Source organism: Flavobacterium sp. ACN2 (genome assembly GCF_002303885.1).
In the GTDB taxonomy this organism is placed as follows: domain Bacteria; phylum Bacteroidota; class Bacteroidia; order Flavobacteriales; family Flavobacteriaceae; genus Flavobacterium.
In genome coordinates this window covers 1-12,346 of sequence record NZ_MRCM01000024.1, presented here as the reverse complement: position 1 = coordinate 12,346, position 12,346 = coordinate 1, and the positions used below count along the sequence as shown (strand labels likewise).

Here is a 12,346-nt window from a genome sequence, read left to right as displayed (position 1 = left end):
TTAGTTAAGAGAAAACTCAAACCAGATCGGAATATGATCGGATATTTTTCTTGCATTTTGCAAAGAATCAAAATCTTCGTAGAATTTAATAATTCCAGAATTGCTAACGTGTAGATTTGATGTCTTATAAAAGATATTGTCAAATTCAGATGCAAGACAAATATTGTTTTTGCATTGCTGTTTCAGAGTAGTTTTTTGATTTTTTAATACAGAAGCATATCCGTTTTTTTTCAACGGATTAAAAACAGTGTGCTTTTCAGGACAGTTAAAATCGCCTAAGAAAACAAGATTTAGATCAGGATATTCGTTGGGTAGAAACTTGAAGTATTTGATTTCGGTTTCGGGTTGTTTTTTTTGCGTTATAGCATGAAAATTAACAAGAGTGATTGTCTTTTTATTAATTTCAAACGTAGCAAAGTAGGGTTCGCGATCAATTTCTACGCTATATTTTCTTTCTAGCCAAGGCTTAGTTTTCAATTTGGCTTTATTGGTCTTCCAAATAAAAGCATACCGTTCTGTTTTGTAACTGCTTCCAGAAGTAGGATCACTTATGCTGTAATCCCATTTATTTCCTTTTTGATTAAGCACTGTGGCAAGTTTTGCAATAGTTTGAGCACCTCCGTTTCCGGCAACCACTTCTTGAATTGCGATTATATCATAATTAGAAATTACTTTGGCGATATAATTTAAATGAGAATCAGATTTTGATTTTCCAAAGTTTTCGATATTCCACGATACCACTTTGGTTTGAGCAAAAGATATAAATGCAAATAATAATAAGACGAGGCTGAGCGTTTTTTTCATGAAAAATTTAATGGAACTAAGATATAAGTCTTCTCTTCCAGCAATAATTAAGCCTTTCTTAAAATTAATTAATGTTTTTTATATCGATTTTTTAGAGCTGTCCCGATAATTATAATTTGTAAAACTAATAATGCTGGAATAAATATTATTTTCCAATCAATTTCTAGCCATCCAGTTTTTTCAGAAATAACTGCAAAGCTTATTGATAAAAAGAGGCAAAGTAGCATTGTTTTCATAAGGATTCTATTTTGTGTAGTATTAAGTCTAGAGAATATAATACTCGCTTTACTTTTTGGTTTCATTGGTAGGTTAATAGGTCATCACAAATTTAGGGGTATAAAAAGTGTTATCCTTACGGGAAACCGTAAAGTGTATAAAAAATTATACTAGCCCAAAATCTTTTGCAATAGCAATTAAATGCACATTATTATTAGCTTTAAAATAAATCTTCAACTTATTAATTCTTTTTTCTATACTGCTTGTTCCGTTAGGAGTTATAGATGAATCTTTGAACTCTCTAGAAATACTTTCTAAAATATGTCCCTGAGATAAAAGTTTTAAAATTGAGATATCGTAAGATTCAATTTCAATTAAAGCTTTATCATTAAAGTTAAAAGACAAATCAGAAGAAAGAATTTTTTCTTCGTTATTAAAAGTGCTTTCGATAGCATTTCTTAATTCAGAAATACTATTTCTTCCTTTTGTAACATAAGCATTAATGCCAAGTTCATTAAAAAGAGTTTTAATTCTATAACTTTTATCTTCTATAGAAAAAACTATTTTTTTTAGTTCTGGCTGTACTTTATTTACAGCTTCAACAAGTTCATCGCCACTATTTAAAGTTACTTTTCTATGATCAGATTTAAAAGATAAGTCTGTAATCATTAAATCGTAAGGTTCTTTTTCAGCCAATGCCTTTTTTACTTTAAGTAATCCTTCGTCGCAATATTTCACGTGATGAATTACAGGAACTTGTAATTCTTCAAGTACTTGAACAACTGCAATGCTGATACTATCTAGATCTTCGGCAACTAAAACTTTTTTAAACATATATTTTCTTATATTGGAAATTTGAAATTTACTTTAAAACCATTTTCTGAATATGGGTCAAAATTAAGAGTTCCTTTTATTGTTTTAATACGGTTTTCCACATTTTGTAGTCTTTTTTCTAAAATAATATATTTAGGGTCGATTTTGCTGCCATTATCAGTATACAAAATCAGGATGTTTTTCCCTTCTTTTTTAAACGTTATGCTTGCTAGAGAGGCATTGTTGAGCGTTTTCATCTGATCGAGAATTTCTTGAAGCACGCGAAAAACGGTTATTTTCTTGACACGATCAATTTTAGACCAAGAAAAAGTATTTAAGCCATTTATAATAATACTTAGCTTTTGGCCGGTATATCCAGAAATCATTTCTTTAAGCTCACTTGCAAAATTTTCATTGGTTTGTATAGTGCTGTTTTCTCTAGAAATACTGCGCATTTTTGAATAAATGCGGCTCAGGTAATTAAGAAATTGTTCTTTATTACTGATGTTTTCAAGATTGTTGTTTTCGGCAAAAGATAAAGTTTCGTGAATGTCTTTTTCAAGGTCGTTTTCTAATTTATCAGAAATTCGAATTTCGTTTTTAAAAACAGCATCATTTTTCTCTCTTTTGCCTTTCAAAGTCAGGTAAAAAACTAGAAAAATGAATATAAAAATGGTTATTGATAATGCAATATAAGAGATAAAACTCCTGTTCTTTTGTCTTTGCATTTCCAATTTATGCTCTGCTCTTTGAATTTTAAGCTCTAAGTTTTCTTCTTTATCCTTTGTGAAATTATATTTTATAGTGGCAAATTCATTTTTTTGTGTTAAACGAATTTTATTAATACTGTCTCTAAAACGAATATAAATCTTAGAATACTTTTTTACATCATTTCCTGTACTGGTTCTTATTAAAGTTTCCAGAGCATACTTTTTTTGCTTGTAGGTATTTACAACGCACGAATGTTTATAAGCTGTTTCGGCATATTTTTTTGCCAAAGCAGGATTTGAACTTAAGTAATAATCAGAAAGGTTTGAATAACTATCTGGTAAGTTCTGTCTATCATTTAATTTAATTCTAGTTTTAAGAGCTTCTAGGTAGTAGGGTAGCGCTCTAGAATCATTTAAATTGGCATAAGAAATGCCGATATTGCTCCTCATTACTGCATAGTCTAATGCTTCATAATCTTTTAGAGAATTTGTTTTTTTCTTATTGCCATAATAACCAGTAGTGGTTAGTTGTTTATAGATTTTAATCGCTTTTTTATAATCACCCTGATACATGTAAACTAATGCAATATTAGCTAATGCATTTGCTTCCCTTCTTGGACTTGCATTTAGATTGTATGCTTTTTTAGCATATATAAGCGCATTGTCATAATCCTTTGTTGCAGAATAATTTTCTGAAATAATTTTGTATGTTTCCCAAGCAAACCTTGGTTTTTTTAGGTATTTAAGTTGGGGTAATACTTTAGTAGCGGTAGCCTCACTTTCCAGATAATTGCCTTCATATTGCTGAATTAGGGCTATAGAAATTAATGCGTCAACATAATCTATTCTGTTTTTTTCAGGGTCTGAAAGATGAATTATGGTGAGGTAATTTTTATAGGCCTTCAAATATTCATTTTGTTCAAAATCACGGTCAGCTATTATGGTCAGCCTTTTTATTTCTGCGGTATTGTCCGTTCTTTTTATAACTGCCGGAATTTCTTTTTCGCAAGAAGTCGGAATGACCAGCAGAAAAAGAACGGAAACTAAAATTGGAACAAAAGCAGATATTTTCATTTGAGGACCTTATGGTTAAAGCATTATTTATATTGGAAGTTTTACAAAAACCTTAAATCCCTGATTTGGATTTAAAGCAACATTAAAGGTTCCTCGTACTGGTTTAAGGCGATTTTCGATAGTAGCAAATCTCTTATTTAAATTAATATCATCTTGAATTTGGGTACAGTTGTCAGCGTAGGTAATTACTATAGTTCTCTCATTCTTCTTAAATGTGATACTTGCCAGCGAAGCATTACTGATAATTTTTGCTTGATCAAAAATTTCCTGAACAACACGGAAAACAGTTATTTTTTTTACACGATCAATTTTAGACCAGGATAATGAGTTTAAACCATTTATAATAATATTTAAATTAGAAGTTGTGTATCCTGAAATCATTTCTTTAAGGACTTTTTCGTAATCTTCATTAATGATAATTGCACTGTTTTCTCTTGAAATATTTCTTGTTTTTGAATAAATATTGGTCAAATTATAAAGAAATTTTTCCTTGTTTTCGAGATTTTCTAATTTGTGATTTTTTGCAAAAACTAATGTATCGTAGATATCTGTTGTTAGTTCATTATGCAATTTGTTTGATATACGTATTTCGCTTTCAAAAACAGCATCGTTTTTTTCCTTTCGCCCTTTATGAGTAATATAATAAGCAATAAAAAACAAAGCGAAAGTACTGATAGAAATTACTATGTATGAAATAAAACTTCTATTTTTTTGCCTTTGAAGCTCTAATTCGTTTTCTGCTTTTTGATTTTTGAGTTCTAAATTTTCTTCTTTATCTTTTTTTGAAGTATATATAATATCGGCAAATTGATTTTTTGCCTTTTTCCGGCTAATAAGGAGACTGTCAATTTTTTTGCTATAAACTTTCCAGTGTTTTTTTGAATTTCCAGCATTATCCGCTTCCAGCAGATGAGCTAACATGTTAATTTCATTTGTTGCCGATTTTGCTTTTTTAGAGTAATAGTAGGCTTTCTCTGCATTAATTTTTCTTAGCTCTGGATTATTGTATTTCGTGTAATATAAATAAAAAGCATAGTAATTGCCAATTAGTTCATAATCGTCGTTAAGTGTAAGAGTTAATTCTAGACTTTCGTTAAAGCATTTGAATGAAGCTTCTTTATGACCTCCAAGTCGTAAATAGCAAAGGCCTAAATTATACAATATAGCGGCACGCTGAATATTTGTATTCGAAGGCGTGATTTTATCTTCAATTCTGTATCTAGAAATTGGTTCTAATAGATCTATTGCCTCTTGATATTTTTCCTGGTGCATATATGCAAATGCAATTTCAGATAATATCCGTGCTTTTCTAAAAGTTGAGATTGCCTTTTTTAATGCTTTTCTATGATAATATAGCGCCTTTTCATAGTCGTACATATACAAATAGTTATAGGCCATGAAGGTATAAGCATTAACGGCATACTTTACATTGGTGGTTTTTTCTAAATAAGGGAATGCTTTTATAAGGGTAGTTTCTGCTTCAGAATAATTGCCATATTGCTGAAAGATTTCTACCATACTGTTTAATGCACCTACATAATCATCTGCATAGTCAGCTTTTGGAACGCATAATAATTGTGTTTTGTTGAAATAAAAAAGAGCACTGTCGTTTTTTTCTAAATCCCAAAAAGCATTTGCTTTTTGCATCATTTGTTTTATTTCGGTTGAATGATCCGTTTTATTGTGATTTAGTCGGTGTTTATTTATTTCAGAAGACCGTATAGAAAAAAATAGTGCTAAAATTAGAGCGAAGATTAGCAAATAAAAAACAAGATGCTTTTTTTGAATAAAGAAAAATAGGTCTTTAATCATTATACAGGAAGTTTAATTAAAACTTTGAAACCCTTTCCAGATTCTGAATGAATTTCAATATGGCCTTTGGCAGCATGAATTCGGTTCTCAATATTATGCAAACCATTTCTTAAAACCATTTTGTTTGTATCAATTCCTTTTCCGTTATCGGTATAATTGATTATTATAGTATTTTCCAGTTCTTTAAAGGTTAATGCAGCTAGAGTTGCATCGCTATGTTTTTTCATATTTACAAGTAATTCCTGTATAGTTCGGTAAATTGATATTTTTTTATTTTTATCAATTGTATCCCAAGAAATGGTATTCAAACCATTTATTAATAGATTAATATTTGGCGTGTCAAATCCTGAGATCATCTCTTTCAGAGAGGATATATAATTTTGATTACTAATAACAGGAGTATTATCCTTCGAAATATTTCTTGTTCGAGAATAAATATTGTCTAGATTTTTTAATAAATGATTTCTGTTTTCTTCAGAAGAAAGATTTCTGTTTTCGGCAAATGCCATTGTATGGTAAATATCGTTAGCCAGCTCATCATGTAATTTTTTTGAAATTCGGATTTCGCTTTGATAAGTTGCTTCAATTTTTTGGCGATTAGCTCGTACAGTAAGAAAAAAATATAGAAAAACAATTAGACATGAGGCAAATATAATTATGACATATGAAACAATATTTCTGCTTTCCTGTTTTGCTATTTGGAGCTCATTTTTAATTTTCTGTGCTCTTAATTTCAAGTTTTCCTCTTTTTCTTTTTTAGAGTCGTATTTGATTTTTGCAAATTGATTTTTGGCTTTTTGCCTTACTTCATAAATGCTGTCAATCACTTTTGTATAAATAAGTGCATTTTTTTTTGAATCAATATCAGAACTATTTTCTATGATAAACTTTAAAGCAACTAAGCGGTCATCGGTGTTGCCCGATAATGTGTAATTTTTATAGCTTAATTGAGCATATTTCATTGCTAAATCAGCTTTGTTGTTTTGATAGTATTCGGCAAGATTGTAGTAAGTTCTGCCCAAACCATCGGTATAATTTGCTTTTGACTTTATTTTTAAACTCGTTTCAAAAAAAGACAATGCTTTTGGGTCCTTAAGTTTATAATAGCAATAACCTATATAATCTAATATTTTAGAATAGTTTTCAGGGCTTTGCTGTACAATTTTCTCATTACTTATCGAAAGAAAAATGGGTAATGCTTTCTCAAACTTTTGTTGCTTTAGGTAAATAACTGCGATATTATTTTTAGCTTCAAGTTTGTTAATTCTACTGGTATTTAAAGTAAAAGCTTTAGAATAATAGTATATAGCAGTTGGATAGTCATAAGTGTAATAATAATTTCTTCCTAAAACACTATAGATATTCCATACATAATCTTGATTTTTTATTCGGTTTAAAAACGGAATTGTTTCCATTGATGTTTTAATGCTTCCCACAAAATCCTCATGTTCCTGTTGAATTTCGGCCATGTAATACATGCAGGAAACATAATTTTTAAGATCTTCTTTAAGATCGCAAGCTGCTCTAGCTTTATTGTAATAAAAAAATGCGCTGTCAGTGTTGTTGTGATTCTTGTAAAATTGGTCTGCTTTGCTTATCAGCTTATGAATTTCGTTCTCTCTTTTTGTTTTTTTTGAGTTATCTGTATTTTGCTTTTGACAAGAAAAAAGCAGTAATAAAGTAGTTATTAAAGAGGCAACTATTTGTAATCTTTTTGATATCATGCGCCAAAAATAAAAAATTCTACAAATCATGAAAGAGTATAAATACGGTATTTTAAAATATTTTCAATTTACGCTTTTTTTAATTCTGATTTCTAAATAAATACAAAAAGCCCTTTATCGATAAGGGCTTTTAAGTTCTAATTGCTTGTAAATATTCTCTTTATAAATTATGATGCGCGCATTCCGGTAGTAATTGCTAATCTATTCCAAGAGTTAATTGTGATGATAGCCAAAAGTATTTCTGCAAGGTATTTTTCATCAAATAATTTAGCTGCATTTTCGTAAACTTCATCAGAAACATGATTGCCAATTAAGGTTACTTGTTCTGTTAAAGCTAAAATTGCTTTTTCTTCTTCGGTGTAAAAATCAGCTTCGCGCCAAGCACTAATTAAGTAAATTCTTTGTTCAGAAATGCCATGTTTTCTTGCATCTGCAGTATGCATGTTAATACAAAATGCACAACCATTAATTTGAGAAGCACGGATTTTGATTAATTCTTTATGAACAGGAGTTAATGAAGTTGTAGAAATATATTTCTCTAAGTTCATTAATGCTTGATAAGCTTCTGGAGCAACATTCGGAATAACAATTCTTGGTTTCATTTTTATATGTTTTAAAAGTTCATTACAAAGGTCAGCAATGTATGCTTTTAAAAACTTGAACTACTTCAAGAAATTCCAATCAGACTTTTCCAGCTCGTATTTTGCTCATAAACTCAGCCGAAAAATCTAAATAGGAGGCAAGCATATACTGAGGAACACGTTGAACAAATTCTGGGAAATGGTCATTAAAGTGATGGTATCTTTCTTCTGCCGACATTGTAAACAAATACTTGATACGCATTTGCATAGCGCCAAAACTTTTTTGCATCACTATTCTGAAATACTTTTCTAGATTTGGTATTTCAATCAACAGTGATTCTAAAATTGTTTTGTCAATGGCAATAACTTCTGAATTCTCTACAGCCTGTAAATAAAAGCTTGAAGGAACATGATTATGGTAGCTTAAGTAATCTGTAATCCACCAGTTTTCGATGCCAAATTGCAAAGTTTGTTCAGCTCCTTTAGAGTTGATGATATATTGACGAATACAGCCTTTAGTAATAAAGTACATGGTATTGCAAATTTGGCCTTCTTGAAGTATATGCTCTTTTTTCTTGATCTGAGAAAGACTAAGGTAAGATTCTAATAAATCGATCTCAGAAAGTTCAAGCTGGATAAATTTTTGAATATGATCAATTAGTGCGTTTTGCATTTTAAGCTAATTTAAGTAAATATAATTCATTAATAGATTACTTGCAAAACCCGTTGTAAAAACAAAAAACCATTCGAATAAACGAATGGTTTTTTATAATAAGTAAGTAATCTTAAATTGAGTTTATAAAACGTTTATTTTACTTTATTAAGAATAGCTTTGAAAGCTTCTGGGTGGTTCATAGCTAAATCTGCAAGAACTTTACGGTTCAATTCGATTCCGTTAGCTTTAACTTTCCCCATGAATTGAGAATAAGACATTCCTTCTAATCTAGCTCCAGCGTTGATACGTTGAATCCATAAAGCACGGAAATTTCTTTTGTTTTGTTTTCTATCGCGGTAAGCGTAGCACATTGCTTTCTCTACTGCATTCTTAGCAACTGTCCAAACGTTTTTACGTCTTCCAAAGAAACCTTTGGCTTGCTTCATTATTTTTTTTCTTCTTGCTCTTTTAGCAACTGAATTTACCGATCTTGGCATAATTTTAATGTGTTTTTGTAGCAGGCGTCCTGAATTGAATCAAAGGAACTTAAAGCCATACTCCAAGGTTATATAAATAATTTTTTTAACCTAAAGAATTATTAGATAATTCTTAATTGTTGTTTGATGCTTTTCATATCTGTTTTGTGAACTAGCGCTGAGTGAGTCAAAGCTAATTTACGTTTTTTAGATTTTTTAGTCAAGATGTGACTTTTAAAAGCATGCTTTCTTTTAATCTTTCCAGAGCCAGTAACTTTAAAACGTTTCTTAGCGCTAGATTTTGTTTTCATTTTAGGCATTTTTCCTAGTGTTTTAATTTATTCTTACTTACTTATTTTTTTTAGTTGTCAGTCTCGGTTTTCAGTTTACAGTACGAAAACTGAAAACTGCGACTGCAAACTTTTTTACTTTTTCTTCTTCGGAGCAATGAACATAATCATTCTCTTTCCTTCCAAAACAGGCATAGCTTCAACTTTACCATGTTCCTCTAAATCCTGAGCAAGACGTAATAATAGAATTTGACCTTGATCTTTATAAATGATTGAACGACCTTTGAAGAAAACAAAAGCTTTTAATTTAGCTCCTTCTTTTAAGAATTTCTCAGCGTTCTTTCTTTTAAATTCATAATCATGCTCGTCAGTTTGAGGACCAAATCGTATTTCCTTTACAACAACCTGAGAAGATTTAGCTTTTAATGCCTTATCTCTTTTCTTTTGTTCGTAAACAAATTTCTTGTAATCCATGATTTTACAAACCGGTGGTTCAGCGTTTGGCGAAATTTCAACCAAATCCAATTCAAATTGGTCAGCTAAACGTAACGCATCGGCAATTTTAAAAACCCCTGGTTCAATGTTTTCACCTACAAGACGTACTTCAGGAACACGAATAAGATTGTTTATTCTGTGCGCATCTTTTTTCTCTACTCGAGGTTGAAAACCTCTGTTACTTTTTATTGCTATGACTTTCTAATTTAAGTTAAACTGTAAATACTTTTAATGTCTTTTTTATTTCTTCGTCTACAATCGAAGCAAATTCTTCGATAGAAACTGTGATATTGCCTTTCCCTTCTTGTCCGTGACGACGAATAGAAATCGTTCCGTTTTTCTCTTCTTCCTCACCAACGATAAGCATAAATGGGATTTTCTGCATCTCTGCATCTCTAATTTTCTTACCGATAGTTTCATTTCGGTTGTCAATTAGGGCGCGAATTTCGTGATTTTCTAGCAAATCTAAAACTTTTTTAGCATAATTTTCGTATTTCTCGCTCAAAGACAAGATAATAGCTTGTTCAGGCATTAGCCAAAGTGGGAAATTTCCTGCTGTATGCTCTAGCAAAATTGCTATAAAACGTTCCATAGATCCAAAAGGAGCTCTGTGAATCATTACAGGACGATGTAATTCATTATCAGCGCCTTTATAAGTCAAATCAAAACGTTCAGGTAAGTTGTAATCTACCTGAATTGTTCCTAATTGCCATTGTCTTCCCAATGCATCTTTTACCATGAAATCTAGTTTCGGACCATAAAATGCAGCTTCACCATATTCTACAACAGTATTAAGACCTTTGTCTTTTGCCGCATTGATGATAGCATTTTCTGCCTTTTCCCAGTTCTCATCAGTACCAATGTATTTTTCTCTATCTTCTTGATCTCTTAATGAAATCTGAGCAGTAAAGTTTTCAAAACCTAATGAACCAAATACATACAATACAAGGTCGATTACTTTTTTGAACTCTTCATCTAATTGCTCTGGAGTACAGAAAATATGCGCATCATCTTGAGTAAACCCTCTAACGCGAGTTAAACCATGTAATTCTCCAGATTGCTCATATCTATATACAGTACCAAATTCAGCGTAGCGTTTAGGTAAATCTTTATAAGACCATGGTCTTACATTGTAAATCTCACAGTGGTGAGGACAGTTCATTGGTTTCAATAAAAACTCTTCTCCTTCAGCTGGTGTATGAATCGGTTGAAAACTATCAGCTCCATATTTAGCGTAGTGACCAGAAGTAACATAAAGTTCCTTTTGACCAATATGCGGACTAACTACTTGCTCGTATCCAGCTTTCTTTTGTGCTTTCTTTAAAAATTGCTCCAAACGTTCTCTTAAAGCGGCCCCTTTAGGTAGCCATAAAGGTAAACCCTGACCAACTTTCTGAGAAAAAGCAAATAATTCAAGTTCTTTTCCAAGTTTACGGTGATCGCGACGTTTCGCTTCCTCAAGAAGTTCAAGATACTCAGTTAAATCTTTTTGTTTTGGGAACGAAGTTCCATAAACACGAGTTAACTGCTTGTTTTTCTCATCACCTCTCCAATAAGCACCAGCAACACTCATGATTTTTACAGCTTTGATAATTCCAGTATTTGGAATATGTCCACCACGGCATAAATCAGTAAAAGTAGAGTGGTCGCAGAATGTAATAGTTCCGTCTTCAAGATTTGAAATCAATTCAGTCTTGTAAACATTGTCTTTATACATTTCCAGCGCTTCCGCTTTAGTTACAGGACGCATTTTAAAATCGAATTTGCCTCTTGCAATTTCAAGAATACGATCTTCAATCTTTTTGAAATCAGCTTCAGAAATTTTCTGATCTTCAAAATCCACATCATAATAGAAACCATTAGCAATTGCAGGTCCAAGAGTTAATTTAATTCCAGGGTACAATTCCTCAAGAGCTTGCGCCATTACGTGCGAAGTAGAATGCCAGAAAGCTTTTTTGCCTTCAGTATCATTCCAAGTATATAAAATAAGATTACCGTCGGTCGTTAATGGAGTTTCGGTTTCAATAGTTGTACCATTAAAAGATGCAGAAATCACGTTTCTAGCAAAACCTTCGCTAATGTTTTTAGCGACCTCCATTGGAGTTACGCCTTGAGCGAACTCTCTAATTGACCCATCGGGTAAAGTAATCTTGATCATTGTTTATAATTTTGTGAATGCAAATATACATGATTACAAAAATACATACAATATATAAGTACAAGTTTACTCATTATATATAAGTATGGTTTTTGTTTTACTATATATAAGGTAATTCTAATTACGTATATATATAAGGAGAAAATCTGGATTGTCCGTCTGAGCGAAGCCGAAGCCCTTTTGGCGGCAGCATTTGGAATTTGGATTTTAAAAAATTGAAATTTTGGAATTTATTAGGAGCCTGATCCCGCTATCCGCTTCAATCTTTTCATGGCGAACCCCGCCATAAAAAGGATTTCCGCTTCTATCGGGGCTAGGGCACCGGTTTTCAGAGGCGGCTTGAAGGGAAAAGAGCGGGTTTTGGAAGGGGGAGAAGGAAAAGCTTGGCGTCTCAGCGCCTTTGCGGGATTAAAAACGGAAGATGTCGGCTTTTGAAAACATGGAATTTCTTCAAAAAATGGGCTTAAAGGCTGAAAACCCCATAAAAAGCGAATGCCGAAACGGGCGGAAAATGCCAAAACAGCAGGGCTGTGCAGAA

At 31.7% G+C, this 12,346-nt stretch carries 13 protein-coding genes; all 13 read right to left on the bottom strand.

The features are described 5' to 3' along the window. Complete coding sequence (locus tag BSF41_RS22240) at nt 1–804, bottom strand: endonuclease/exonuclease/phosphatase family protein (RefSeq protein WP_095931676.1); 804 nt, start codon at nt 802–804, stop codon at nt 1–3. Between the two features lie 68 nt (nt 805–872). After that, complete coding sequence (locus BSF41_RS23840) at nt 873–1,040, bottom strand: hypothetical protein (RefSeq protein WP_172426959.1); 168 nt, start codon at nt 1,038–1,040, stop codon at nt 873–875. A gap of 145 nt (nt 1,041–1,185) precedes the next feature. Beyond that, on the bottom strand, nt 1,186–1,854 hold the full coding sequence (locus tag BSF41_RS22230; RefSeq protein ID WP_095931674.1) for a response regulator: 669 nt from the start codon (nt 1,852–1,854) through the stop codon (nt 1,186–1,188). Nucleotides 1,855–1,862: 8 nt separating this feature from the next. Continuing rightward, on the bottom strand, nt 1,863–3,617 hold the full coding sequence (locus BSF41_RS22225) for a tetratricopeptide repeat-containing sensor histidine kinase (RefSeq protein ID WP_095931673.1): 1,755 nt from the start codon (nt 3,615–3,617) through the stop codon (nt 1,863–1,865). Nucleotides 3,618–3,644: 27 nt separating this feature from the next. After that, entirely contained in the window at nt 3,645–5,267 is a 1,623-nt protein-coding gene (locus BSF41_RS22220; protein ID WP_141248180.1) for a tetratricopeptide repeat-containing sensor histidine kinase, read from the bottom strand. A gap of 161 nt (nt 5,268–5,428) precedes the next feature. Next, nucleotides 5,429–7,153, bottom strand: coding sequence for an ATP-binding protein (locus BSF41_RS22215; RefSeq protein WP_095931671.1), 1,725 nt, complete (start codon nt 7,151–7,153; stop codon nt 5,429–5,431). 167 nt (nt 7,154–7,320) lie between these two features. Further along, nucleotides 7,321–7,755, bottom strand: a complete 435-nt coding sequence (locus tag BSF41_RS22210; protein ID WP_095931670.1) for a carboxymuconolactone decarboxylase family protein — start codon at nt 7,753–7,755, stop codon at nt 7,321–7,323. 79 nt (nt 7,756–7,834) lie between these two features. Continuing rightward, on the bottom strand, nt 7,835–8,407 hold the full coding sequence (locus BSF41_RS22205) for a Crp/Fnr family transcriptional regulator (RefSeq protein WP_095931669.1): 573 nt from the start codon (nt 8,405–8,407) through the stop codon (nt 7,835–7,837). Nucleotides 8,408–8,541: 134 nt separating this feature from the next. Then, nucleotides 8,542–8,886 carry a 50S ribosomal protein L20 gene (gene rplT, locus BSF41_RS22200; protein ID WP_007810721.1) on the bottom strand — a complete coding sequence of 115 codons (345 nt, stop codon included), beginning with the start codon at nt 8,884–8,886 and terminating at the stop codon, nt 8,542–8,544. Between the two features lie 101 nt (nt 8,887–8,987). Next, nucleotides 8,988–9,185 (bottom strand): 50S ribosomal protein L35, encoded by a 198-nt coding sequence (gene rpmI, locus BSF41_RS22195; protein WP_022827375.1) that lies wholly within the window; start codon nt 9,183–9,185, stop codon nt 8,988–8,990. 105 nt (nt 9,186–9,290) lie between these two features. After that, a complete protein-coding gene (gene infC, locus BSF41_RS22190) occupies nt 9,291–9,845 on the bottom strand; it encodes a translation initiation factor IF-3 (RefSeq protein ID WP_095931668.1) in 555 nt (184 codons plus the stop codon). 16 nt (nt 9,846–9,861) lie between these two features. Then, complete coding sequence (gene thrS / locus BSF41_RS22185) at nt 9,862–11,808, bottom strand: threonine--tRNA ligase (RefSeq protein ID WP_095931667.1); 1,947 nt, start codon at nt 11,806–11,808, stop codon at nt 9,862–9,864. 233 nt (nt 11,809–12,041) lie between these two features. Then, a partial coding sequence (locus BSF41_RS23835; protein ID WP_172426958.1) for a hypothetical protein occupies nt 12,042–12,346 on the bottom strand: 305 nt, incomplete at its 5' end.